The 23,160-nt window shown below is 73.2% G+C and carries 22 protein-coding genes; 11 read left to right on the forward strand and 11 right to left on the reverse strand.

Going from position 1 to position 23,160, the window contains the following annotated elements:
* Window positions 1–67: 67 nt before the first annotated feature.
* The 4 genes from glyS to BM041_RS26765 all read right to left on the reverse strand — a co-directional run bounded on the left by glyS (window position 68) and on the right by BM041_RS26765 (window position 3,805).
* A complete protein-coding gene (gene glyS / locus BM041_RS26750) occupies window positions 68–2,218 on the reverse strand; it encodes a glycine--tRNA ligase subunit beta (RefSeq protein ID WP_092962984.1) in 2,151 nt (716 codons plus the stop codon).
* Between the two features lie 3 nt (window positions 2,219–2,221).
* Complete coding sequence (locus BM041_RS26755) at window positions 2,222–2,611, reverse strand: type II toxin-antitoxin system VapC family toxin (protein WP_092962985.1); 390 nt, start codon at window positions 2,609–2,611, stop codon at window positions 2,222–2,224.
* Window positions 2,608–2,874, reverse strand: coding sequence for a type II toxin-antitoxin system VapB family antitoxin (locus BM041_RS26760; RefSeq protein ID WP_092962986.1), 267 nt, complete (start codon window positions 2,872–2,874; stop codon window positions 2,608–2,610). Before BM041_RS26760 ends, BM041_RS26755 begins: the two co-directional genes overlap by 4 nt.
* 61 nt (window positions 2,875–2,935) lie before the next feature.
* Entirely contained in the window at window positions 2,936–3,805 is an 870-nt protein-coding gene (locus BM041_RS26765; RefSeq protein WP_092962987.1) for a glycine--tRNA ligase subunit alpha, read from the reverse strand.
* A 99-nt stretch (window positions 3,806–3,904) separates the two neighbouring features.
* Here BM041_RS26765 and BM041_RS26770 point away from each other — a divergent pair, with 99 nt between their 5' ends.
* Window positions 3,905–4,309: a ketosteroid isomerase-related protein gene (locus BM041_RS26770; RefSeq protein WP_092962988.1), complete on the forward strand. Its 405-nt coding sequence runs from the start codon at window positions 3,905–3,907 to the stop codon at window positions 4,307–4,309.
* On the opposite strand, the gene BM041_RS26775 is transcribed toward BM041_RS26770, so the two are convergent.
* Window positions 4,294–4,986: an alpha/beta fold hydrolase gene (locus BM041_RS26775; RefSeq protein ID WP_139226198.1), complete on the reverse strand. Its 693-nt coding sequence runs from the start codon at window positions 4,984–4,986 to the stop codon at window positions 4,294–4,296. The genes BM041_RS26770 and BM041_RS26775 overlap by 16 nt on opposite strands.
* 72 nt (window positions 4,987–5,058) lie before the next feature.
* Here BM041_RS26775 and BM041_RS26780 point away from each other — a divergent pair, with 72 nt between their 5' ends.
* On the forward strand, window positions 5,059–5,244 hold the full coding sequence (locus BM041_RS26780; RefSeq protein ID WP_092962989.1) for a tautomerase family protein: 186 nt from the start codon (window positions 5,059–5,061) through the stop codon (window positions 5,242–5,244).
* Window positions 5,245–5,250: 6 nt separating this feature from the next.
* On the opposite strand, the gene BM041_RS26785 is transcribed toward BM041_RS26780, so the two are convergent.
* Both BM041_RS26785 and BM041_RS26790 read right to left on the reverse strand, forming a co-directional pair.
* The gene (locus BM041_RS26785; protein WP_092962990.1) at window positions 5,251–5,940 is read right to left on the reverse strand and encodes an FkbM family methyltransferase; all 690 of its coding nucleotides are present in this window, start codon (window positions 5,938–5,940) and stop codon (window positions 5,251–5,253) included.
* Window positions 5,941–5,942: 2 nt separating this feature from the next.
* Window positions 5,943–6,761, reverse strand: coding sequence for a S49 family peptidase (locus BM041_RS26790; RefSeq protein WP_092962991.1), 819 nt, complete (start codon window positions 6,759–6,761; stop codon window positions 5,943–5,945).
* Between the two features lie 187 nt (window positions 6,762–6,948).
* Between BM041_RS26790 and BM041_RS26795 the strand changes: the two genes are divergently transcribed.
* Both BM041_RS26795 and BM041_RS26800 read left to right on the forward strand, forming a co-directional pair.
* Window positions 6,949–8,148, forward strand: a complete 1,200-nt coding sequence (locus BM041_RS26795; RefSeq protein ID WP_092962992.1) for an FAD-dependent oxidoreductase — start codon at window positions 6,949–6,951, stop codon at window positions 8,146–8,148.
* A gap of 166 nt (window positions 8,149–8,314) precedes the next feature.
* Window positions 8,315–8,938, forward strand: coding sequence for an isochorismatase family protein (locus tag BM041_RS26800; protein ID WP_092962993.1), 624 nt, complete (start codon window positions 8,315–8,317; stop codon window positions 8,936–8,938).
* Between the two features lie 72 nt (window positions 8,939–9,010).
* On the opposite strand, the gene ygfZ is transcribed toward BM041_RS26800, so the two are convergent.
* Complete coding sequence (ygfZ, locus tag BM041_RS26805; RefSeq protein ID WP_092962994.1) at window positions 9,011–9,841, reverse strand: CAF17-like 4Fe-4S cluster assembly/insertion protein YgfZ; 831 nt, start codon at window positions 9,839–9,841, stop codon at window positions 9,011–9,013.
* A 97-nt stretch (window positions 9,842–9,938) separates the two neighbouring features.
* Here ygfZ and BM041_RS26810 point away from each other — a divergent pair, with 97 nt between their 5' ends.
* Both BM041_RS26810 and BM041_RS26815 read left to right on the forward strand, forming a co-directional pair.
* The gene (locus tag BM041_RS26810) at window positions 9,939–10,844 is read left to right on the forward strand and encodes a glycosyltransferase family 9 protein (RefSeq protein ID WP_092962995.1); all 906 of its coding nucleotides are present in this window, start codon (window positions 9,939–9,941) and stop codon (window positions 10,842–10,844) included.
* Complete coding sequence (locus tag BM041_RS26815; RefSeq protein WP_092962996.1) at window positions 10,841–11,953, forward strand: glycosyltransferase family 4 protein; 1,113 nt, start codon at window positions 10,841–10,843, stop codon at window positions 11,951–11,953. The genes BM041_RS26810 and BM041_RS26815 overlap by 4 nt, the downstream gene beginning before the upstream one ends.
* On the opposite strand, the gene BM041_RS26820 is transcribed toward BM041_RS26815, so the two are convergent.
* Window positions 11,950–13,203, reverse strand: a complete 1,254-nt coding sequence (locus BM041_RS26820) for an O-antigen ligase family protein (RefSeq protein ID WP_139226199.1) — start codon at window positions 13,201–13,203, stop codon at window positions 11,950–11,952. The two genes, BM041_RS26815 and BM041_RS26820, sit on opposite strands and share 4 nt — an antisense overlap.
* A gap of 145 nt (window positions 13,204–13,348) precedes the next feature.
* Between BM041_RS26820 and BM041_RS26825 the strand changes: the two genes are divergently transcribed.
* Both BM041_RS26825 and BM041_RS26830 read left to right on the forward strand, forming a co-directional pair.
* Entirely contained in the window at window positions 13,349–14,668 is a 1,320-nt protein-coding gene (locus BM041_RS26825; protein ID WP_092962998.1) for a dihydroorotase, read from the forward strand.
* A gap of 158 nt (window positions 14,669–14,826) precedes the next feature.
* The gene (locus BM041_RS26830; RefSeq protein WP_092962999.1) at window positions 14,827–17,859 is read left to right on the forward strand and encodes a hypothetical protein; all 3,033 of its coding nucleotides are present in this window, start codon (window positions 14,827–14,829) and stop codon (window positions 17,857–17,859) included.
* 3 nt (window positions 17,860–17,862) lie between these two features.
* Here BM041_RS26830 and BM041_RS26835 read toward each other — a convergent pair whose 3' ends face one another.
* Window positions 17,863–18,528 (reverse strand): hypothetical protein, encoded by a 666-nt coding sequence (locus tag BM041_RS26835; RefSeq protein WP_092963000.1) that lies wholly within the window; start codon window positions 18,526–18,528, stop codon window positions 17,863–17,865.
* An 83-nt stretch (window positions 18,529–18,611) separates the two neighbouring features.
* Between BM041_RS26835 and BM041_RS26840 the strand changes: the two genes are divergently transcribed.
* The 3 genes from BM041_RS26840 to der all read left to right on the forward strand — a co-directional run bounded on the left by BM041_RS26840 (window position 18,612) and on the right by der (window position 22,049).
* Window positions 18,612–19,262, forward strand: a complete 651-nt coding sequence (locus BM041_RS26840) for a tetratricopeptide repeat protein (protein ID WP_092963001.1) — start codon at window positions 18,612–18,614, stop codon at window positions 19,260–19,262.
* Entirely contained in the window at window positions 19,262–20,590 is a 1,329-nt protein-coding gene (locus BM041_RS26845) for an outer membrane protein assembly factor BamB family protein (RefSeq protein WP_092963002.1), read from the forward strand. Before BM041_RS26840 ends, BM041_RS26845 begins: the two co-directional genes overlap by 1 nt.
* 118 nt (window positions 20,591–20,708) lie before the next feature.
* On the forward strand, window positions 20,709–22,049 hold the full coding sequence (gene der, locus BM041_RS26850; RefSeq protein WP_092963003.1) for a ribosome biogenesis GTPase Der: 1,341 nt from the start codon (window positions 20,709–20,711) through the stop codon (window positions 22,047–22,049).
* A gap of 156 nt (window positions 22,050–22,205) precedes the next feature.
* On the opposite strand, the gene BM041_RS26855 is transcribed toward der, so the two are convergent.
* Complete coding sequence (locus tag BM041_RS26855; protein WP_092963013.1) at window positions 22,206–23,090, reverse strand: S-methyl-5'-thioadenosine phosphorylase; 885 nt, start codon at window positions 23,088–23,090, stop codon at window positions 22,206–22,208.
* Between the last annotated feature and the right edge of the window lie 70 nt (window positions 23,091–23,160).

The raw sequence follows: 23,160 nt of genomic DNA on the forward strand, positions 1-23,160 counted from the left end.
GCGAAGGACTGCCACCACGCCCCGGCCGAGGCAATCCTCGTGCCGGGGAAGCGGGGGCGCCTGGACGTCAGCCCTCGATCCGGGAAAAGTCGGCCACCGCATCCATGCTGGCGCGGAGCCGTGCGAGCAAGCGTAGACGGTTGCGTCGGAGTTCCGGAACGGGATCGTTCACGGTGACGCGGTCGAAGAAGGCATCAAGTGGCCCTCGCAGCGCTGCCAAGGCCGACATGGCAGAAATGTAATTTTCAGAAGCCAGTGACGCCGCGACGGCGGGCGCGGCCTGGTCGAGCGCGGTGGCCAGCGCCTGCTCCTCCGCCACCGCCAGCAGCCCAGCGTCGATGGCGCCCTGGTGGGGGCCGTCCTTCTTCTCCTCGATGCGGAGGATGTTGGCCGCGCGCTTGTAGGCGGCCAGCAGGTTGGGCCCATCCGCGCCTTCCACCAGCGCCTTCAGCGCATCGGCGCGGGCGAGGAGGCGGACGAGGTCATCCTCGCCGCCCGCCCCGAAGGCGGCGGCCAGCAGGTCATGCCGCGCACCCTCGGCCCGCAACTGCACGCGCAGCCGGTCGGCCAGGAAATCCACCAGCCCCGCCCCGAAGGCCGCGACCATCGGCGGATGCAGGCTGCCCTTCGGCGCCTGATAGCCCGCGCGCAGCTTCTCCTGCGCCACCGCCATGCCGAATTCGGGATTGGCCGTCATGCCGACCGCCTGCGGGAAGCCGAAGAAGGCCTCCCCGATCACATCGCCGAGGCGAAGGCGCAGCCCGTTCTCCCGCAGGATGCGGATCACACCGAGCGCCGCGCGCCGCAGCGCGAAGGGATCGCCGGAGCCGGTCGGCCGTTCATCGACGGCGAAGAAGCCCGCCAGCGTGTCCAGCTTGTCCGCCAGCGCCACCGCGATCGCCACCGGCTCGTTCGGCACCGCATCGCCGGGCCCCATCGGCCGGTAATGCGCGGCGATGGCTTCCGCGACGCGCGGGTCCTCGTTCTGATGCAGCGCGTAGTAGCGACCGATCACGCCCTGCAATTCCGGGAATTCACCGACGAGGCCCGACGCCAGATCCGCCTTGGCGAGTTCCGCCGCCCGCGCGGCAAGGCCGACATCGGCGCCCACCAGCGGCGCCAGGTAGCGCGCCAGCTTCACCAGGCGTTCGACGCGCTGCCCCTGCGTGCCGAGCTTCGCGTGGAACACGACCGTGGACAGCTTCGGCAGGAAGCTTTCCAGCCGCTGCTTGCGGTCCTGGTCCCAGAAGAAGCGGGCATCGGACAGGCGCGCGCGCAGCACCCGCTCATTCCCCGCAACCAGCGTGGCGCCGCCATCCAGCGCGGCGATATTCGCCACCAGCGCGAAGAAGGGCGCCGCGCCGCCATCCGGCTTCACCAGCGAGAAATAGCGCTGGTTCACCCGCATGGTCGTGCGCATCAGTTCCGGCGGCAGGTCCATGAAGGCGTCGTCGATGCGGCCCAGCAGCGGCACCGGCCATTCCACCAGCCCGGCCACTTCCTCCAGCAGCCCCTTGTCCGGCACGATCTTCACGCCCTGCGCGGCGGCGAGGCGGTTCATGCCCTCCTCGATGATCCGCATGCGCTCCTGCGCATCCGGCACCACGAAGCGCGCCCGCAGCCCGGCCTCGTAATCGGCCAGCCCCGTCACCGCGAAGGCGCCGCCGCTTCCGGCATGGGCGGCCATGATGCGGTGGCCCTCGGTCTCGTTCCCGCTGACCAGGCCCGGCAGTTCCTCGATCGCGAAGGGCACCACCTGGCCATCCAGCACGCACAGCACCCGGTGCAGCGGCCGCACCCAGGTGAAGGGCCCGTTCCAGCGCATGGATTTCGGCCAGCCGAAGCCCCGGATCAGCCCGGGCATGGCGGCGGCCACCAGCGACGCCGCCGTCACCGTCGCGCCCGGCTTCTGCAGCACCCAGAACCCGTTCTGCTCCGCCAGCATCTCCCGCGTCGCCCCATGCTTCTTCAGGAAGCCGTCCAGCGCCGCCGGCGGCGCGGCGGTGCGCGGGCCGCGTTCCTCCTTGCCATCGGTCGTCACCTCGGCCCGCAGGGTCGCGGACAGCCCGATGCGCCGCGGCCCGTAGAAGGGCCGGGGCGCGCCTTCCAGCACCGGCGCCACGGCAGCGGCAAAGGCCTTCGCCAGGTCATCCGCCCCCCGCGCCTGCATCCGCGCGGGGATTTCTTCCGAGAACAGTTCGAGCAGCAGTTCAGGCATGGCCTAGATGGCCCTCTTCACATCGGTCTGGGCGAAATCATCGCCCTTGAACAGCAACGGCTCGCCCCGTTCCTGCGCCAGGGCGTAGGAGAAGCAGTCGCCGAAATTCAGTCGCGCAGGGTGTCGGCCCCGGCCGTAGCGACGAAACGCCTGCCGCGCGCCACGCGCCAGCGTCATCGTAACCGGCTCGATCGTGATGCCGAGGTCCCGGATGAGGTCATCGAACCGGGCATCCGCCGCCCCCTCCGCCCGACCCTCGACCACCATCGCCGCCTCCACCCAGGTCGCCGCCGTCATGGCAGCCTTGCCGGACAGGACAATGGCACGGCTGAAGTCCGCCGCTTCCGGTTCCCCCCGCAGGATCGCGACGATGGCGGAACTGTCGACGATCACGCGGGCAGGCCCGTATCCGGGTCGTAGAGCTCGGCATCGAGTTCGGCCATCGTCGGCATCGGCTCCCCCATGAGGCGCCGTATGTCGGCCGCGGCATCGAGGATGCGCCGGACCCTTTCCTCGGCCCGCTGCTCGCGCTCCACCCGCGCCAGCCGTTCCTCCAGCGCCGCGACCACGGCCTGCGTCTTGTTCTCGCCGGTCAGCGCGACGAGGCGCGAGACCAGCGCATCCGCCTTGTCGCTCTTGATGTTCAGCTGACCCATGGCGCCACCCCGATGGTAGAAAACCCCCTCAGTATGGTAGAACGCCGATGGAGCAACAAGTTCAAACCCGCTCTCCCGCCACCCAGGCCTCGCAGCATGCCTTCGCCAGCGCCCGCACCCGGCCGATATAGGCGGCGCGCTCGGTCACGCTGATGGCGCCGCGGGCGTCCAGCAGGTTGAAGCGGTGGGACGCCTTGATGCACTGGTCATAGGCCGGCAGCGCCAGCGGCGGGTCATAGGCCAGCAGGGACAGGCACTCGCGCTCTGCGTCGGCAAAATGCTGGAACAGCATCGCCGTGTCGGCACCGGAGAAATTGTGGTGGGAGTATTCGACCTCCGCCCGGTGGAACACGTCCCGGTACTTCACGCCGCGCCCGTTGAAGTCCAGTTCATAGACGTCGTCCACGTCCTGGATGAACATCGCCAGTCGTTCCAGGCCGTAGGTCATCTCGAAGCTCGGCACTTCGCAGGTGATGCCGCCGACCTGCTGGAAGTAGGTGAACTGGCCGACCTCCATCCCGTCGCACCAGATCTCCCACCCCAGCCCCCAGGCGCCGAGCGTCGGGCTCTCCCAGTCATCCTCGACGAAGCGGAAGTCGTGCTTCATCGGATCCAGGCCGAGGTCCCGGTAGCTGGCCAGCAGCAGATCCTGCGCGTCGCGCGGGCTCGGCTTCATGATGACCTGGTACTGGTAGTAGTGCTGCAGCCGGTTGGGATTCTCCCCGAACCGCCCGTCGGACGGGCGGCGCGATGGCTGGACATAGGCCGCCGACCAGGGCTTCGGCCCCAGCGCGCGGAGCGTCGTCGCGGGGTGGAAGGTGCCCGCGCCCACTTCCATGTCGTAGGGCTGCAGGATCAGGCAGCCCTGCGCGCTCCAGAACCGGTGGAGGCGCAGGATGATTTCCTGGAAGGACGGCGCTGTGTCGGACATGCGGGGGCGGGTCTTGCCGGGGGAGGTTTCGCGCGTTCATTACCCCCCGCGCGGGGAGGCCGGCAAGCAACCCCGCCTGTCCCGACGGAGCCCAGCGCCATGCACCCCACCGAAGCCCTGATCCGCCGCTACTACGCCGCCTTCAATGCCGGCGACCGCGCGGCGATGCTGGCCCTGCTGCACGACCAGGTCGCGCATGACCCCAACCAGGGGACCCGCCGCATCGGCAAACCCGCCTTCACCGAATTCCTCGCCCGCATGGACGGCGCCTATGCCGAGCAGCTGGAGGATATCGTCGTGATGGTCGATGCCACCGGCACCCGCGCCGCGGCGGAGTTCACCGTGGTGGGGACGTATCTCCGCACCGATGAGGGCCTGCCCGAGGCCCGTGGCCAGGTCTACCGCATCCCCGCCGGCGCCTTCCTGGCGGTGGAAGGCGGCCTCATCACCCGCATCACCACCTACTACAACCTGGAAGACTGGGTCCGTCAGGTCTCCGCCTGATCCACGAAACCGAGGATCAGCCGCGCCAGTTCGCCCGGCGCCTCGATCGGCACCATGTGGCCGCTGCCCTCGATGATGTGGAGCCGCGCGCCGGGGATGCCCTGCGCGATCTCGCGCGCTTCCGCCACGCTGCGCAGCGCATCCTGCGCGGCGGCCACAACCAGCGTCGGGCAGGCGATCTCGCCCAGCCGGTCATCGAAGGCCGGGCGCGGCATCAGCGTCTGCCGCAGGAAGACCGCGCCGCCCAGCCGGTCCCCCATGGCGCGCAGCCGGTCCACCAGCGCGGCATCCCCGGCGCGGTCGGGGTGCAGGCCGCGGGCAATGGCGGCGCGGCTCATGCCCCGGAAGGCCTGGCCCTCCGGCCGCCCCGCGATCGCCTGGCGCCGCGCCTGCTGGGATGCGCTCTCGCCCCGCGCGGAGGTCGCGACCAGCACCAGCGCCCGGACGCGCCCCGGCGCCATCCGCGCCACTTCCCGCGCCACGAAGCCGCCCATCGAAAACCCCACCAGCACGAAGCTCTCGGGCGCGCCCGCCAGCACCCGCGCCGCCATGCCCTCGATGGTGTCATCCTGGAACAGGTCGCCGTGATGCACCGGACCGAACGGCGCCAGCAGCGGCGCCAATTCGTCCCACATCCCCGCATCCAGCATGAAGCCGGGCAGCAGCACTACGCCCATCGATAGACCACCCCTTGCGCCCCCCCGGCGCCGGGGCGGAGGCTACCCCGCCGCCCTCAAGGAATCACGCCCATGCCCGAGATCATGGTCTTCGCCGCCACCGGCCGCACCACCGAACAGAAGCGCGGCCTGGCGCGCGACCTGACCGACGCCATGGTGAAGAATTTCGGCGTGCCGGCCGAAAGCGTCACCGTCCAGATCATCGAATCGCCCCGGGATTCCAAGGCCAAGGGCGGAATCCTGTTCTGTGATCGATGATGGCTTCTACTCCGGCACCACCATGAAATTCTCGTTGGAGGGATAGCGCCGGAACGTGTCCCGCACCCCATAGCCCAGCCGCGCCAGCCATTGCCGGAAGGGCGCGGCGTTGCGGTTATGCACCTCGATGAACATGCGCGGGCGCCAGGTGGCGATCAGCCCCTCCAGCCCCGCCAGCACGCCGAGTTCCATCCCCTCCACATCCAGCTTGATGAAGTCGATCCGCCGCCCCGCCAGCAGATCGTCGCCGCGCCGCAGCGGGATGGTGGCACCGGCGGCATCCAGCACCAGGCCGGAGCCGCCCAGATTGTTCGGCGGCACCACGGCGCGCGCCATGCCTTCCGCCTCCGCCAGGCCGAAGCCCAGAAGGCTGGCATCCACCCGCGACGCCAGGTCGTTCAGCAGCAGGTTGAGGCGCAGGATCTCGATGGCCGGCGGGTTGGGCTCGATCACCACCACGCTGGCCGGCGCCAGGAACTTCGCGGCATAGACGGCGTGGTTGCCGACATTCGCGCCGATATCGACGTAATGCGCGCCGGCCGGGAAATGCCGGGCGATGATGGCGATCTCCTCCGCCTCGTAGAACTCGCCGGCGGCATGGTGCTTCTGGATCGCGTCCCGTTCATTGGCGACGAAGAAGCGGATCTCCTGCCCCCCGATGGGGGCGGTCACCACGGACCCGTTGATGCGCTTCATCGCTACAACCCCAGCCTCGCCCAGGCCGCCCGTTCCTCCACCGCCGCCATCGCCCCTTCCGCGATCGCCGCGCCGGACAGCAGGCGCAGCGGCCAGGGCGGGCGCCGGGCGCCGATCGGCACCAGGCGCGCCTTCTCCCCGAACCGGGCGCGGAGGTCGGACGACGCTTCCCCGATCCGGTCCGCCAGGCCCAACTCCACCCCGCGCGCCCCGGTCCAGAAGCGGCCGGTGAACAGCTCCTCCTCCGGCGCCTTCAGCGCGGCGCCGCGCCGTCCGCGCACCCAATCCTTGAAGGTGACGTGCAGATCGGCCAGCAGCGCCTCCAGCCGCGCCACATCCTCCGCTTTCTCCGGGCCGAAGGGGTCGAGGAAGCTCTTCTCGCCCCCCGCCGTGTGCATCCGACGGCGCACGCCGATCCGCCCGATCGCCTCCTCCAGCCCGAAGCCCGCGCTGATGACGCCGATCGACCCCACGATGGAAGCCGGGTCCACCACGATCTCATCCGCCGCGCAGGCCAGCCAATAGCCGCCAGACGCCGCCGCATCCTCGACATAGGCGGTCACGGGCACCTTCTTCTCGTCGCCCAGGCGCCGGATGCGCTGCGCCACCAGGCTGGACTGCACGGGCGACCCGCCGGGTGAATTGATCACCAGCGCCACCGCGGCCAGGCGCTTCAGGCTGAAGGCACGCTCGATGAGGGGGGCCATGCCCTCCGCGCTGATGCCGGGGCCGGCGAAGGGAGTGCCGCCGCGGGCCGCGATCACACCGGACAGGCGCAGCACCGCCACCACGGGCGGGCGATCCAGGAAGGGGATTTTCATGGCCGTATAGATGCGCCTTGGGGAATGGCAGACAAGCGGCGGGTGAGTCCGGTGGGGAAGGCGCTGCCTTCCCCACACCCCATCCGCCAGGAGGCAGAACCCCCTGGACCATCATCAGAACAAAACCCCGCCCTTTCCCGCACGCAGCATCAGCGCGATATTGTCCGGACGAATCCCGAGGGACAGCATGGCCAAGGACGATCGCGTCATCATCGCAGGGGCAGGCCCCGTCGGCATGGTCGCCGCCGCCTACCTGGCCGGGGAAGGCATCCCCGTCACCATCGTCGAACAGGCACAGGACCTGCCCGATGATCTCCGTGCCTCCACCTTCCACCCGCCCACCCTCGATATGCTCGGCCGCTTCGGCGTGGTGCAGTCCCTGATCGACCAGGGCCTGGTCTGCCCCTTCTGGCAGTTCCGCGACCGCCACCAGGGCGTGATCGCGACCTTCGAGATGGAGCGCCTGAAGGACGACACCGCCCACCCCTACCGCCTGCAATGCGAACAATGGCGCCTGACGCGCATGCTGCGCGAACAGATGGCGGGCAACCCCGACGTCCAGTTCATCTATGACGCGAAGGCCGACAGCGTCGCGCAGGACGCCGATGGCGTCACGCTGACCATTGAACGCGCGGACGGGTCGAAGGAACCGCTGCGCGGCCGCTACCTCATCGGCGCCGATGGCGCGCGCAGCGCGGTCAGGCGTTCGGTCGGCACGGAGTTCCGCGGCCAGACCATCCCGGAGATCTTCCTGTCACTGTCGACAACCTTCCCCTTCCACGACCACATCAACGATCTCTCCAACATCGCCTATATCAGCGATCCGCAGGAATGGTTCGTGCTGCTGCGCACGGCCAGCCTGTGGCGCGTGCTGTTCCCCACCGATCCCAACGAGACGGAGGAACAGATGACCGACCCCGCGCGGATGGATGCGCGCCTCCAGGCCGTGGTGCCCAATCCCGCCGGCTACACGGTGAAGCACCGCACCGCCTATCGGGTGCATGAGCGGGTGGTGGACGAATACGTTCATGGCCGCGTCTTCCTCGCCGGCGATGCCGCGCATATCAACAACCCGCTCGGCGGCATGGGCATGAATGGCGGCATCCACGATGCCTTCAACCTGGCCTCCAAGCTGACCGAGGTCTGGAAGGGCGCCGATGCGTCGCTGATGGGCCGCTATGGCCGCCAGCGGCGCAAGGTGGCGCTCGACGTCGTGCAGCAGCAGGCGCTGCGCAACCGCCAGATCCTGAACCAGCGGGACCCGGAGCAGCGCCGCGCCTATCACGACGAATTGCGCGCCACCGTCGCCGACCCCGCCAAGCACCGCGCCTACCTGCTGCGCAGCGCGATGATCCAGTCGCTGCGGGACCTGGAGGCCGTGGCGTGATCACCACCGCCACCCCCCCCGCCCCTTCGGCCGCCAAGGGCGGCCCGCGCACAGACCAGCATCAACGGATGGCGTGCCAGCGCGTAGGCGCGCAGCCAAGCGCGCGGAGCGCGCGCCTCACGCCGCAGGCGTGCCTTCGGCACGACGCGCTTGAGGGCACAAATCCATGAGCGGCCATCCGGAAGCCGACATCTACCACCGCCAGGGCATGGGCAACACGGCGGGGATGGGCCAGCGCCCGGCCCTCGTCATCGTCGACTACGTCAACGGCTTCGCCGATCCCGCGCATTTCGGCGGCGGCAATATCGGCCCCGCGATCGCGGAGACGGTGAAGCTCCTCGCCTTCGCGCGCGCCCATCGCTGGCCCGTCGCCCATACCCGCGTGGTCTATGCGGATGACGGGTCGGATGCCGGCGTCTTCACGCTGAAGGCGCCGTCCCTGCTGAAGCTGACGGAGCATTCGCCCCTGTCGCAGATCGTCGCGGAACTCACCCCCGTCGCCGGGGAGCATATCGTCCGCAAGCAGGGGGCGTCCGGCTTCTTCGACACCAACCTGGCGTCCTGGCTGCGCTACCAGGGGGCGGATACGGTGGTGGTCGCGGGCTGCACCACCTCCGGCTGCGTGCGTGCCACCGTGGTGGACAGCATGCAGCACAATTTCCGCACCATCGTCGCCACCGATTGCGTCGGCGACCGCGCCATCGGCCCGCATGAGGCCAACCTGTTCGACATGGGCCAGAAATACGCTGACCTGATGACCCGCGCGCAGATCCAGGCCGCTTCAGGCTGAAGAAGGGCCAGGGCCGGTTCGGCCCTGCCGGGGGGTACCAATGGGTGCAGGGGGGACGGAGCCCTCCTGCCTTCACCCCGCCGGCGTCTTCTCCGCCGGCAGATGCATCCATCCCGGCACGCGCGGCGTCAGCACCGCGCCCCCGGCCGACAGCACCACCCCTTCCGCCAGCGCGTCCAGCCGCAGCATGGCCAGCCCGTGGCCGGCGCGGGCGGAGCGCATCTCCCCCACCTCCACCCCGTCCCGCATCACCGGCGTGCCGGGCGGTGGCAGGCCGCCCTCGACCGAGACGGGGATGATCCGCCGCTTCAGCAGGCCGCGATACTTGGTCCGGGCCGTCAGTTCCTGGCCCATGTAGCAGCCCTTGGTCCAGGACACGCCGCCGAGTTCGTCGAAGCCGCCTTCCAGCAGCACCGACTTCTCCGGCTCCAGGTCCCGGCTGCCATCGGTCAGCCCCAGCGACAGGCGGTGCAGGTCCCACGCCGCCTCATCCGCATCGCCCACCGGCGTGCCGCCCAGGATGCGCCACCCCGCCTCCGGCAGGCGCGGGTCGGGCCCGGCGATGGAACGAGGCGGCGGCAGCGAACCGCCCCAGGCCGCCAGCACCACGAAATCGGCGGAGACGTCGCGCAGCGCCACCCGGTTGCGAAGCCGGAAGCGCGTCAGGCGCTGGACCAGGGATGCCGCCTGTTCCCGCTCCACATCCAGCAGCAGGCGTTCGCCATCGGACAGGATGAAGAAATCCGCCAGCCACTTGCCCTGCGGCGTCAGCAGCGCGGCCCAGATGGCGGTGCCGGGCACCGCCTTGGTCACGTCGTTGGAGACGAGTCCCTGCAGGAAGGGGATCCGGTCCTCCCCCGCCACTTCAACGACTCCACGGCCCGGCAATACGGCAATCGGCATGGGTCACAAGGTGGGCGGGCGGGGGCCTGGTTGCAACCGCCAGCCTTTCCGGGGGCGGGGTGGGGCCCCACCGCGCCGCGTGCTACGCCAGCATCCGATGCGCATCCTCTTCGTCACCTCCACCCGGATCGGCGATGCCGTGCTGTCCACCGGGCTGCTCGACCATCTGCTGCGCGCCCATCCCGGTGCCCGCATCACGGTGGCCTGCGGCCCGGCGGCGGAAGGCGTCTTCGCGCGCATGCCGGGGCTGGAACGGCTGATCGTGCTGCGCAAGCGCCGCTGGTCCCTGCATTGGCTGACGCTCTGGTCGGAGGTCGCCTTCACCTGGTGGGACCTGGTGATCGACCTCCGCGCCTCGGCGCTGGCCTGGATGGTGCCCGCCCGCCGCCGCGCCACCGCCCGCGGCGGCCGCCGGCCGGGCCATCGCCTGGTCCATCTCGGCGCGCTGCTCGGCCTCGATCCGCCCCCGCTGCCCGTCGCCTGGACGGCGGCGGCGGATGAGGCGAAGGCGGCCGCGCTCCTGCCCGGCGGGCCCTGGCTTGTCCTCGGCCCCACCGCGAACTGGGACCGCAAGGTCTGGCCCGCCGACCGTTTCGTTCAGGTGGCGCAGGCGCTGACCGCCCCCGGCGCCGCGCTGGACGGCGCCCGCATCGCCATCCTCGGCGGCCCGGGCAGCCCCGAACGTGCCATGGCCGCCCCCGTCCTGGCCGCCCTGCCCGGCGCGCTGGACCTGGTCGGCACGCTGTCCCTGCCGGAGGTCGCCTCGGTATTGAAGCGGGCCGCGCTGTTCATCGGCAATGACAGCGGGCTGATGCACCTCTCGGCCGCGGCCGGGGCGCCCACCATCGGCCTGTTCGGCCGCAGCAGCGCCGCGGAATACGGCCCCTCCGGCCCCCATGCCCGCGCGGTGGAGGCCGATGGCCCGCCCTATGAATCCCCCATGACCGACCTGCCCGTCCCCCGCGTGCTGGAAGCCGCCAACGCCCTGCTGTCGCCGCCATGACGCCGCTGCGGGTCATCATGGTGACGCAGAACTTCACCCCCGACCCCGGCGGCATCGAGACCACCATGGGCGGCCTGGCGCGGGAGATCGCGAAGGCCGGCCACCCCATCACCGTCTACGCGGAACGCATCCGGTCCGGCCGGGCGGAGGATACGCCGCCCGAGATCCCGCTCCGCCGCTTCGGCGGCCCGCGCCCGCTGCGCCGCCTGGCCCGGCGCCTCGCCCTGTGGCGGGCATGCCGCGCCGACCCGCCGGACGCCATCATCGCCGACAGCTGGAAAAGCGTGGAGGCCATCCCCGCCACCACCGCGCGGCTGCTGGTCCTGGCGCATGGCATGGAATTCCCGCCCGATGCCTCCCCGGCCAAGATCGCCCGCATCCGCGCGGCCCTGGCCCGCGCCGACGCGATCGCCGCCAATTCCGGCTACACCGCCGCCCTGGTGCGCCCCCATCTCCGCCCCGGCCAGCGGCTGGAGATCGTCCAGCCCGTCATCCAGCCGCAGCCCGACCCCAGCGCCGCCGACATCACCGCGGCGGCGGCGCTGTGCCGGGCCGCGAACCCCGTCCTGCTGAGCCTGGCGCGGCTGGAACCGCGCAAGGGCTTCGACCAGGTGATCCGCGCCCTGCCCGCCCTGGCCCATGCCTTCCCCGGCATCCGCCACATCATCGCCGGCGGCGGCCCGGACCGGGACCGGCTGGCGGCGCTGGCAGCCGAATGCGGCGTCGAGGATCGCGTGGTCTTCGCCGGCCGGGTGGAGGAAGGGCTGAAGGCCGCGCTGTATCGCCGCGCCACGCTCTTCGCCATGCCGGTGCGGCGCGAAGGCGCCTCCGTGGAGGGCTTCGGCCTCACCTATCTCGAAGCCGCCTGGCACGGCCTGGCCGCCCTGGCCGGGCGGGATGGCGGCGCGGTGGATGCGGTGGCGGAGGGCGAGACCGGCCTGGTCTGCGACGGCGCCGATCCTGATGCGGTGCGCGACGCCCTGGCCGCGATGCTCGCGGACGAACCCCGCCGCGCGGCGATGGGGCAGGCGGCGGCGGCGCGGGTGCGCCGCGACTTCGTGTGGGAGGCCGTGACGCCGCGCTACGTCGCGCTATTGCGCGCGGACTAGATCTCGCTGTTGCGCGGCCCCTGAATGGCCCGGATCGCCACGGCCAGCAGCAGCAGCATGCCGATCCACCATTCCTGCCAGATGCCGTAGCTCAGCATCCCCACCACCAGCGCCGCGCCATAGGCGCCGACCGCCCCCGGCCCCAGCCGGGCCGCCGCGAAGCCCAGCGCCGCCAGCATCGCCGCCGCCAGCACAGCCCCCACCGCGCCCAGTTCCAGCCAGACCTGCAGCGCGGCGTTGTGCGTGTGCAGCGGCAGGCGCTGCGCCGGCGGCCGGGCGAACCAGATGCGCGATGCCTCGGAGGTCAGGCCGAAGCGGTCCAGCGTCTCCCGGTCGAACACCGCCGTGCCGCCGGGAATGGCGCGCGCCGATTCGCCGCCCCAGCCCAGCAGCGGCCGTTCCGCGATCCGCTGGTTGGCGAAATCCCAGATCAGGATGCGATGCGCCGCCGATGGCTGGATCGCCTCCAGCCCCGGCAGGCGCGGCAGGATCGCCGCCGTCAGCAGCGGCGCCACCAGCACCACCCCCGCGGCACCCAGGCCGATCAGCCGCCCGCCCCAGCGCCCCAGCAGCCAGGCCGCGCCCATCGCCAGGATGCCCGCGAAGGCCGCGATCTTCGCGGATTCCGCCGGCAGCATGACGGAAGCCGCCAGCCCCGCCACCACCAGCAGCCCCCGCGCCCACCACCGCAGCCTCGGCCAGGCGGCCGCCACCGGCAGCAGCACCGCGATCACGGCAACCGCCGATTTCAGCCCGAAGAACAGCCAGGGCGGCGCCTCCCGCAGCCCGCGCACCGCGGCCCGGATGGCGTTGCCGCTCAGATGATCCGCCGCCGCCAGCGCGATCCCGATGGCGAGCCCCGCCGCCAGCGTCCGCCCCGCCAGCGCCAGCCTTTCCGCGGGTTCCTGGGCCATGGCCTGCGCCGCCGCCGCCGCCAGCAGCACGAAGCCGCCGAAGCGCAGCCCCGTGCCCAGCGCGCGCATCGGGTCCGGCGCCCAGGCCGCGCTCACCATCGTCCAGGCCGCGATCGCCAGCGCCGCCCCCACCACCGGGCCGATGGGTGGCCAGGGCCAGGCCCCCGTCACCCGCCGCCCCGCCACCACCATCGCCAGCAGGCCGAGGCTCGTCACCAGCGCGATGGCGCGGAACTGCAGCACCGCCACCAGCGGCACCGCCGCCAGCATGACGACCAGCGGCAATGTCGGCCCCTTGGACAAAGGACTGCGGGCAAAGGGGGCGGCAGGCGTCACGCGGGCATCCATCGGCCGGGGGGCCGGCACAGAGCCACAACGCCCCCCACCCCGCAAGCAAGCGCACCCACCCTGCCCCGCCGCGCGGAAACATGGCAGAAGCCCCCCACCGGATAGCGGCGGCAGGACAGGGGACGACGACGAGATGGCGCATTACGAACTGGTGCTGCGCGGCGGCACCTGCGTGCTGCCCTGGGGCGAGCAGGTCACCGATGTCGGGATCCGCGCCGGCCGCATCGCCACCATCGGCGACCTCTCCCAGGCCCATGCGGAGGAGGAGATCGATTGCCGCGGCCTCCACATCCTCCCCGGCCTGATCGACAGCCATGTCCATCTCCGCGAACCCGGCGACCCGGCGGTGGAGACGATCGAGACCGGCACCAAGGCCGCCATCCTCGGCGGGCTGGTCGCGGTGTTCGACATGCCCAACACCGCGCCCTCCATCACGACGCGGGAGAAGATCGACTGGAAGCGCGAATTCATTCATGGCCGCGCCTGGTGCGACATGGGCTTCTATGTCGGCGCGCTGAAGACCAACATCGCCTCGCTGGCGGAGCTGGAGGCCCAGCCGAACATCTGCGCCGTGAAGGTCTTCGCCGGCAGCTCCACCGGCGACCTGCTGATCGAGGATGATGCGAGCCTGGAGGCCGTGATGCGCAGCGGCCGGCGCCGCATCGCCTATCACAGCGAGGATGAGTACCGCCTCCAGTCCCGCCGCCCGAACTACACCACGGGGATGCCGCACCGCATGCACGCGGAATGGCGCGACGTGGAATGCGCCTTCCTCGGCACGCGGCGCCTGATGGCGATCGCGCGGAAGACCAACCGCCCCGCCCATATCCTGCATGTCTCGACGGCGGAGGAGCTGAACTACCTCAAGGACTATCGCGACCTCTGCACGGTGGAGGTGCTGCTGAACCACCTGACCCAGACGGATGAGGCCTATGACCGCCTCAAGGGCTATGCGGTGATGAACCCGCCGATCCGCGATGCGCGGCACATGGAGGCCGCCTGGGCCGCCGTCGCCGATGGCACGGTGGACACGGTGGGATCGGACCACGCCCCGCACAGCCGGGCGTCCAAGGAGAAGCCCTGGCCGGAATGCGGGTCGGGCCTGACGGGGGTGCAGACGCTGGTGCCGCTGATGCTGGACCATGTCTCCGCCGGGCGGCTGAGCCTCTCGCGCCTGGCGGACCTGATGGCGGCGGGTCCGGCGCGGGTCTATGGCATGGTGGGCAAGGGGCGCCTCGCCGCCGGCTACGACGCCGATTTCACCGTGGTGGACATGAAGCGCAGCCGCACCATCGAGGAAAGCTGGATCGTCTCCCCCTGCGGCTGGACGCCCTTTGCCGGGCATCGCTGCACGGGCTGGCCGGTGATGACCATCCTGCGCGGCCAGGCCGTGATGCGGGAGGATGAGGTGATCGGCACCCCCGCCGGCGCCCCGGTGCGATTCGCGCCCTGACGCACCAGGCTGCGCGGCGGCGCGGCGGCTTCTGCCCACGCATCGGGCAGTCGCCGGGAGGAGGCCGCCGCCCCGGGCGCGGGCGGCGCCTCGTCGCGGTTGAGGGCATGGCAGCGGGCTGGTAAGGCCCCGCCGGGGTTGCGGCGGAGGGTCTGGTCATGGCGGAACGAGGCAGTGGCTTTCCCGACTGGGCGGCGCGCCTGAAGACAGCGCTCTCGCAGCCCGTCGCGCCGAAGGCGTCGACCGTCGCGCCGCAGGCGCCGACCGTCGCGCCGCAGGCGCCGACCGTCGCGCCGCAGGCGCCGACCGTCGCGCCGCAGGCGCCGACCGTCGCGACCCAGGCGCCGGACATGCCGCCGCCGGTGCCGGACGCCGTGCCGTTGCCTGTCTCCCCTCCGTCGGTGGCGCCCGCGCCGGCCGCCTCGCCGGGCCTGCTCTCCTTCCTCGCCCCGCCACCCCATGGAGAGGCGCCCCTCGCCTCCCCGCTGCTGGGCTCGCTCGGCACCGCCCCGCCCCCCGCCACGGCCGGCCTCCTCTCCGCCCTGGTCTCCGAGGCCCCGGAGCCCCCGCTGCAGCGCCCCGCCGCGCCCCTGCCGCCGATGCCGACCCCGCCGGCGGCGGCCCACCCGGCCTCCCCGCTGCTGGGCTCGCTCGGCACCGCCCCATCCCCCGCCGCGCCGGGGCTACTCACGGCCCTGGCCCCGGCGCCCGAGGCCCCGCTGCCGCGCCCCGCCACGCCCGTCCCGCCGATGCCGACCCCGCCGGCGGCGGCCCACCCGGCCTCCCCGCTGCTGGGCTCGCTCGGCACCGCCCCGCCCCCGCCCGCGGCGGGGCTCTTCGCGGCCCTGGCGCCGGTGGCGGACCAGCCGGTGGCCGATGCGGGGACCAACGCGCCCCGGCCATCCCAGGCCGCGGCGCCGGGCCTGCCACGGGCAGAGGGCCCAGGCATCGCCGCCCCCCTGTCGCCCTTGCTGGGTTCCCTCGGCAGCGCGCCCGAGGCACCGCGCGGCACGACGGCGCCATCCCTCGCGGCGCCCGTGCCGGCACGCCCGGCGGCCCCGCCGCCGCCCCCGCCCCCGGCACCGCCCCCGGCACCGGCACCGCTGCCGCCGCTCACCACGCTGATGGCCTCGCTCGCCGCGGAACCGCCCGCCACAGCGCCGGACGCGCCGCCGGGGGGCGCCGAGCCCGCCGGGGCGGCCGCCCAACCCGACCTTGCCCAACCCGGCATCGCCCAACCCGGCATCGCCGAGGCGGACCGTGCCGAGGCGGACCTTGCCGAGGCGGACCCTGCCGTGGCCCAGGCGGCCGAGCCGCCTCCCCCGCCCGTGGCGTCCCCCGCACCGCCGGCCTTCACCGCCTTGCTGGCCGCCCTGGCGGAGGCCGCGCCACCGCCGGCCGCGGCGCCCGGCCCGCCACCCGCCAGCGCGCCCGCCGCGCCCGAGCCGCCGCGCGCCCCGGCGCCGACACCGCCGAGCACATCCGCGAACCCGCAGGCGATCCTCGCCCGCGTCCCGGCCCTGGGCGGCGCGCGCCCCGCCGCCAGGCCCGCCCCCGCCCCCGCGCCGGCACCGGCACCGGCGCCCGTGCCCGCCCCAGCGCCGGCCCCGGCGCCCGCGATCGAGACCTGGTCCTTCGGCGAGGCCCTCGCCCCGCCACCGCCCGCCGCCAGCGCCCCAGCGGCCGAGGCTGCCGCGCCGGACGCCCCACCCACCGCCGCCACCCCGGCGCCGCCCACCCTGGCCATGATCGCCGAGGCCTGGGCCACGGTCGTGCCCGCCGCGGCACCCGAGGCACCGCCGGTCGACGCGCCCAGGCCGCCACCCGTGGCTGGGCCGGCGGAACCCGCCGGGCAGCCACCCCAGGCCGCCAGCCCGCCCCTGCCGCCCATCGCGCCGGAGGCCTGGGCGATGCTCGCCCCCCTCGCGCCCCCCGTTCCGGCGCCCCCCGTTCCGGCGCCACGCGAAGCCGTCGCGGACGCGGCGCCGCCCGCGCTGCCGGCGCCCCCCATCCCCGCGCTTCCCCTCCCGCCGCTTCCGGTCGCCCAACCCCGCGATGCGATGATTCCTGCCCTGCCCACGCCGCCCACCGCGTCGCCCGACACCGCCGAGGTCGCCCCGGCAGCGGTGCCACTCGCCACGCCGCCGGCCGCGGCGCAGGAGGCGGCGACCGCCACCCCGCCAGACCCCATTCCCGTGGCGCTCGCCCCGCCGCCGGCCGCGGCGCGAGAGGCTGCGGCCGCCACCCCGCCAGACCCCATACCGATGCCGCTCGCCCCGCCGCCGGTCCCGGTTCCCCCACCTGCCGCCCTGCCTGTCCAGGCGGCGGGCGCCGCCGCGGGCGCCGAGGTCCGGCCCCTGCCAGCGCCGGCAACCCCGGCACGATCCACCCCGCCTCGCCCCGCCCAGGCCCCCCCGGCCGCCGCCTCGCCCGGCGCGGCAGCGCCGCGGGACACCGCCGCGGCAGCGCCGCGGGACACCGCCGCGGCAGCGCCGCGGGACACCGCCGCGGCAGCGCCGCGGGACATCGCCGCGGCAGCGCCGCGGGACAACACCTCGATCGCCTCGGCCTATGCGGCGCTCACGGGTTCAACCCTGCCGCCGGCATCGGGCGCGCATGGCGCCGAGTGGCTCGGCGTCGAGCACAGCCTGCGGGATGCGCGGAATGGCTGGGCAGGGATGCTGCTCGGCATCGGCGGCGACCAGGGGATGGAGATCGCGCTGACCGCCACGCGGGTCGCGCGCGCCCGGGGCCTGACGACCCGCCTGGTCGCGACCGAATCCGTCGCGGACCGGGTCCGGCACCTCCAGTCCAAGCTGCAGGCGGAGGGGCTGCCCCCCGGCGCCGCGCGCGTCATGGCCGGCAACACCACTGGCGATCCCGGCCGTGCCGGCGGCCCCGCGCCATTCGCGCAGCATCTGCTGGCGGAGGCGCCGGCCTGGGACCTGGTGCGGGTCGCGGTGCGTGGCCTCATCCCGCAGATGCTCAACCATGCCGGCGGGCTGCTGAACGATCGGGTGCGGTGGCTCGTGCTCAGCACCCATGCGCGGGGGGAGGAAGCGCTGGCCGTCCGCATCCTGGATGCGGCGGGGTGGCGGCTGGTGGCGGAGCGCCCGGCCATCCTCGACCTCGCCGCGCCCCGCCAGGCGCAGCGCAACGGCACCCAGGTCTGGCGCGGCCCGCTGGCCTGACGCTCAGGTCCGGATTTCGCGCCGCGCCGCCGGCGTTGCGGGGGGCCGCGCGGGCGTGCCGGCCGTCGGCTGCGCGGGCGGCGCCTCCGCGGGCTGCGCGGGGGGTGTCGCAGCGGGCTGCGCGGGGGGTGTCGCAGCGGGCTGCGCGGGCGGCGCCTCAGCGGGCTGCGCGGGGGGTGCCACGGCGGGCCGCGCGGGGGTTACCGCAGCGGGCGGCGGCGCGGTGGCCGGCGGGGCCGCGTCCGATGGCGGGGCGAAGGGCGCCAGGCTGAAGGCCGGCGCAGGCGCGGGCACCGGGGCCGCCGCCGGCACCGGTCCCGGCGGGTCGGCCACCTGCCGCCCAACGCCCGGCGGCGGGGTGGTCCAGCAATCCACCCGCCCGAGGCTCGGCGTGCAGAAAGCCTGCGGCGGCGGCGGCGCGGGCGGCGGTGCGCACCAGCTCTCCCGCCGTTCCAGCCGCACGATGGAGCAATCCTGGCCCGTCATCAGGCTGGCCACATGGTCCACCGGCGTCCGGCCGGTCAGCACCACGCTCGCCCCCCCGACCACCAGCGCCGGACCCATCGCCTGTTCCGCGAAACACCCCCCCAGCAGCAACGGCAGCGCCACCGCCAGGAGGGCCGGCTTGAGGCGGAAGGGCGGCGCTGGCGGGGTCTTGCGGGTCGGCATGACGCGAAGCTGCGCCGCCGGGCTTAACGTCACCTGAACACGCCGCTATGGTCCGCCCCCTGCCGGACCAATGAGGATCGCCCGTGCCCGATATCTTCGACGAGGTCGAAGAGGACCTTCGCGCCGACCGTGCCCGCCGCCTCGCGCGGCGCTGGGGTGGCGTCGCCGTGGGCGTCGCGCTGCTGGCGCTCGCCGCGACTGGCGGCTGGCAGGGCTGGCGCTGGCACCAGGCCAGCCAGGCCGCCACCGCCGCCAGCACCTACATGACCCTGCACCGCACGGCGGAGCGGGAGGGCGCCGACCTGCCCGCCACGGCGGATGGCTTCGCCGCCCTGTCCCGCGAAGCCCCCACGGGGTACCGGACCCTCGCCCGGCTGCGCGCCGCGGCGCTGAAGGCCGAGACCGGGGACGCCGCCGGCGCGCTCGCGCTGTGGGAAGCGGTCGCGGCGGATAACGACGCCGACCGCCTCTACCGCGACCTCGCCACCCTGCTCGCCGTCGGCCATGCGCTGGATGCCGGGGACCCCGCCCAGCTTGCCGCCCGCATCGGGCCGCTGACCGTCGCCGGCAATCCCTGGCAGGCCCCGGCGCGGGAGATCGCGGCCCTGGTCGCCATCCGCCGCGGCGATACCGCCGATGCCCGCGCCCGCCTGCAGGCGCTGGCGACGGATGCCACCGTGTCCCCCACCATGCGGGAACGCGCACAACGGGTTGCCGCGGGGCTCGGAAGCTGATGAACCATTCCCACACCCGCCGCGCGGCGCTGCTCGGCGCCGCGGGCCTGCTCGCGGGCTGCGATACGCTCGACGGCATCCTCGGCACCCGCAAGCAGCCCCTGCCCGGCGAACGCCGGACGGTGATGCGCGCGGACCCGCCGCTGGCCGCCGATAGCGGCCTGGAAGGCCGCGCCATCACCCTGCCGTCGGCCCAGCCCCTGGCGGATTGGCCGCAGGCTGGCGGCCTGCCCGGCCACGCCGCGCCCCATGCCGAGATCCCCGGCACGCTGCGCCAGGCCTGGCGCAGTTCCATCGGCTACGGCTCCGCCTACCGCCAGCGCATCACCACGGGCCCGGTCATCGCCGGCGGCACCGTCTATGCCGTGGACGCCTTTGGCGAGGTCACGGCCCATGCCCTGGACACCGGCGGCCGCCGCTGGCGCCGCGACACGGCGCCGGAGGAAGACCGGGATGGCGCGGTCGGCGGCGGCGTCGCCGTCGAGGGCGGCGTCGTCTACGTCGCCACCGGCCAGGCCGAGGTCCTGGCCCTTTCGCCGGAGGACGGCGCCGTCCGCTGGCGCGTCCGCGTGCCCGCGCCGACGCGCGGCGCCCCCACCGTCGCCAATGGCCGCATCTTCGTCGTCACGGTGGAGAACCACCTGATCGGCCTGTCCGCGGAGGACGGCCGACGGCTCTGGACGCATCGCGCCGGCGCCCAGGCGACCATCCCCCTCGGCCTGCCCGCCCCGGCGGTGGAGGGGGAGACCGTCGTCGCCGGCTTCGGCACCGGGGAGATGGCGGCCGTCCGCGTCACCGATGGCCGCCTGCTGTGGCAGGAGGGCCTAGGCAATGCGGGCGCGACCAGCCTGGCCGACATCGTCGGCATCACCGGCCTGCCGGTGATCGACCGTGGCCGCGTCTTCGCCGCCGGCCTGTCCAACACCACCATCGCGGTCGACCTCCGCAGCGGTCGGCGCCTCTGGGAACGGGCCTTCGGCGGCGGCAATGGCGTCGCCTCCGCCGGCGACTGGGTCTTCGCCGTGACGGGCGCGGGGGAAGCGGTCGCCGTCGGCCGCAATGATGGCCGCATCCGCTGGGTGCTGGAACTGGAGCCCACGCCGGATGGCGGCCGCCGGCGCGATGCCGCGCGCTTCGGCCCGCCGCTGGTCGCGGGCGGCCTGGTGCTGGTCCCCTCCAGCCGGGGCGAATTGCTGCAGATCGACCCCGCCGCCGGCACCATCGCCGGCCGCGTGCCCCTCTCCGCCGGCAGCACCCTGCCGGCGGCGGTGGCGTCCGGCACCGTCGTGGTGCTGGGCGATGACGGGACGCTGATGGCGCTGCGGTAGGGCGGTTACGCCGGAACGGGCCAGCGGAACGGGCCAGCGGAACGGGACAGCGGAACGGGACAGGGGCGCTGGCCGTGCTATAGGCGCGGCCAGCATTACCTGATCGAACCCCGTCCCCATGCAGACCGTTGCCATCCTCGGCCGCCCCAACGTGGGCAAATCCTCGATCTTCAACCGCCTCGCCGGCCGGAAGATCGCGATCGTGGACGACACCCCCGGCGTCACCCGCGACCGCAAGGAAGTCGAGGCCGAGATCGGCGGCATCCCCGTCACGCTGATCGACACAGCGGGGCTGGAGGAAGCGGCGCCGGAGACGCTGGCCGGCCGCATGACCGCTTCCAGCGACGCCGCGCTCCGCCAGGCGGACCTCGTGCTCTTCGTGATCGATTGCCGCACGGGCCTGACCGCCGCCGACCGCGCCTTCGCCAATTGGCTCCGCCGCGCCGATGTCCCCGTCCTGCTCCTGGCCAACAAGGCGGAAGGCCGCCTCGGCATCCAGAACGCCATGGAGGCCTATGAACTCGGCCTCGGCGATCCCATCCCCGTCAGCGCGGAGCATGGCGACGGCTTCGGCACCCTGCATGACGAGGTGCGCGACCACCTCCAGAAGGAACCGCGCGGCCAGCGCGGGGAGCGCGAGCGCCCGCTGCGCCTCGCCATCGTCGGCCGCCCGAACGCCGGCAAATCCACCCTGCTCAACACCCTGCTGGGGGAGGAGCGGATGATCACCGGCCCCGAGCCCGGCCTGACGCGCGACGCCATCGCCGTGCAGATCAGGGACGAGGTCGGCCCCATCCGCCTGGTCGATACCGCCGGCCTCCGCAAGCAGGCCCGGATCGAGAAGGATCTGGAAAAAATGTCCACCGGCGCCTCCATCGCCGCGCTGAAGGAGGCGGAGGTGGTGATCCTGGTGATCGACGCCCTGCTCGGCATGGAGGAGCAGGACCTCCGCATCGCCCGCCTGGCGGAGCGTGAGGGCCGCGCCTGCGTCATCGCCTTCAACAAATGGGATGCGGTGGAGGATCGCGCCGCCACCCGCAAGAAGCTGGACGATGTGCTGACCTTCAGCCTGGCGCAGATGAAGGGCATCATGGTCGTGCCGATCTCGGCCGCCAATGGCCGCGGCATCGACCGCCTGCTGCCCGCGGTGAGGGAGGTGCATGACCTCTGGAACCGCCGCATCGGCACGGGCGAGTTGAACCGCTGGTTCGAGGTGATGAAGGACCGCCACCAGCCGCCGCTGGTGGAGGGCAAGCGCATCAAGCTGCGCTACGCCACCATGCCCAAGGCGCGGCCGCCGACCATCGCCGTCTTCGGCACGCGGGCGGAGATGCTGCCGGAAGACTACCGCCGCTACCTCGTGAACAGCTTCCGGGAGAAGTTCGACATGCCGGGGGTGCCGATCCGGCTGAACCTGCGCGGGACGGACAATCCCTATGCCGAGGGTGACGAGGAGTAGCGCTGGATTGATGGGGAAGGCGCTGCCTTCCCCATACCCCATCCGCCCCTTTTTGAAGATTTGGGGGGCAGAGCCCCCTGGACCATCGTCAATTGATCCCGGTCCAGGGTCCGGTTGGACCCTGGCGGGGGTGCAGGGGGCAGCGCCCCCTGCGGGCTACCGCCCCAGCACCCTTCCCGCCACCACATCCAGCTTCGCCATCAGCACCGGGTCCCGCTTCTCCGGCGCCGTGATCAGCGCGTATTCCAGCGCCCGGTCGCACCCCGCCTCGCACGGCCCCCGCTTCGCCCCGAGGCGCGGCACCACATCCGCCACCAGCGCCCGTGCCTTGTCGGCGTTGGAGAACAGCACCTTCACCACCTGGTCCACCGTCACCGCCTCATGGTCCGGGTGCCAGCAGTCGAAGTCGGTCACCATGGCGACGGTCGCGTAGCAAAGCTCCGCCTCCCGGGCCAATTTCGCCTCCGGCATGTTGGTCATGCCGATCACGCTGCACCCCCATTGCCGGTACAGCAGGCTCTCCGCCTTGGTGGAGAATTGCGGCCCCTCCATCACCAGGTAGGTGCCGCCCCGCGTCACCGGCAGGCCGAGCGACACCGCCGAGGCTTCCAGCGCATCCCCCAGCCGCGAGCAGACGGGATGGGCGACGGAGACATGGCCCACGCAGCCCGTCTCGAAGAACGACTTCTCCCGCGCGAAGGTGCGGTCGATGAACTGGTCAACGATGACGAAATGGCCCGGCGGCAACTCCTCATTCAGCGACCCCACGGCGGAGAGGGAGAGGAGCTCCGTGCACCCCGCCCGCTTCATCGCATCGATATTGGCGCGGTAGTTGAGCGCGGAGGGCGGCGTCGGGTGCCCGCGGCCATGGCGCGGCAGGAAGCGCACCTGCACATCGCCAAGCCGCCCATGCAGGATCTCGTCGGACGCCTCCCCCCAGGGGCTCTCGACCCGCTTCCATTCCCGGTCCTGCAACCCGGGAATGTCATAGAGGCCGGAGCCGCCGATCAGGCCGATGACGGGGGTGATGAGGTCGGACATGCGAAGGCTCCGCGGCTGGAATGGCGCGGCGCGGTTGTAGAGCACAAGGCGCGGCGGCGTGAACGCCACC

Origin of the sequence: Falsiroseomonas stagni DSM 19981 (genome assembly GCF_900114315.1) — a bacterium.
Taxonomy (GTDB): domain Bacteria; phylum Pseudomonadota; class Alphaproteobacteria; order Acetobacterales; family Acetobacteraceae; genus Falsiroseomonas; species Falsiroseomonas stagni.

Coding starts and splice junctions, on each gene's coding strand:
- glyS (WP_092962984.1), bottom strand. CDS start 2,218: ATGCCTGAACTGCTGCTCGAACTGTTCTCGGAAGAAATCCCCGCGCGG.
- BM041_RS26760 (WP_092962986.1), bottom strand. CDS start 2,874: ATGGGTCAGCTGAACATCAAGAGCGACAAGGCGGATGCGCTGGTCTCG.
- BM041_RS26765 (WP_092962987.1), bottom strand. CDS start 3,805: ATGTCCGACACAGCGCCGTCCTTCCAGGAAATCATCCTGCGCCTCCAC.
- BM041_RS26770 (WP_092962988.1), top strand. CDS start 3,905: ATGCACCCCACCGAAGCCCTGATCCGCCGCTACTACGCCGCCTTCAAT.
- BM041_RS26775 (WP_139226198.1), bottom strand. CDS start 4,986: ATGGGCGTAGTGCTGCTGCCCGGCTTCATGCTGGATGCGGGGATGTGG.
- BM041_RS26780 (WP_092962989.1), top strand. CDS start 5,059: ATGCCCGAGATCATGGTCTTCGCCGCCACCGGCCGCACCACCGAACAG.
- BM041_RS26785 (WP_092962990.1), bottom strand. CDS start 5,940: ATGAAGCGCATCAACGGGTCCGTGGTGACCGCCCCCATCGGGGGGCAG.
- BM041_RS26790 (WP_092962991.1), bottom strand. CDS start 6,761: ATGAAAATCCCCTTCCTGGATCGCCCGCCCGTGGTGGCGGTGCTGCGC.
- BM041_RS26795 (WP_092962992.1), top strand. CDS start 6,949: ATGGCCAAGGACGATCGCGTCATCATCGCAGGGGCAGGCCCCGTCGGC.
- BM041_RS26800 (WP_092962993.1), top strand. CDS start 8,315: ATGAGCGGCCATCCGGAAGCCGACATCTACCACCGCCAGGGCATGGGC.
- ygfZ (WP_092962994.1), bottom strand. CDS start 9,841: ATGCCGATTGCCGTATTGCCGGGCCGTGGAGTCGTTGAAGTGGCGGGG.
- BM041_RS26810 (WP_092962995.1), top strand. CDS start 9,939: ATGCGCATCCTCTTCGTCACCTCCACCCGGATCGGCGATGCCGTGCTG.
- BM041_RS26815 (WP_092962996.1), top strand. CDS start 10,841: ATGACGCCGCTGCGGGTCATCATGGTGACGCAGAACTTCACCCCCGAC.
- BM041_RS26825 (WP_092962998.1), top strand. CDS start 13,349: ATGGCGCATTACGAACTGGTGCTGCGCGGCGGCACCTGCGTGCTGCCC.
- BM041_RS26830 (WP_092962999.1), top strand. CDS start 14,827: ATGGCGGAACGAGGCAGTGGCTTTCCCGACTGGGCGGCGCGCCTGAAG.
- BM041_RS26835 (WP_092963000.1), bottom strand. CDS start 18,528: ATGCCGACCCGCAAGACCCCGCCAGCGCCGCCCTTCCGCCTCAAGCCG.
- BM041_RS26845 (WP_092963002.1), top strand. CDS start 19,262: ATGAACCATTCCCACACCCGCCGCGCGGCGCTGCTCGGCGCCGCGGGC.
- der (WP_092963003.1), top strand. CDS start 20,709: ATGCAGACCGTTGCCATCCTCGGCCGCCCCAACGTGGGCAAATCCTCG.
- BM041_RS26855 (WP_092963013.1), bottom strand. CDS start 23,090: ATGTCCGACCTCATCACCCCCGTCATCGGCCTGATCGGCGGCTCCGGC.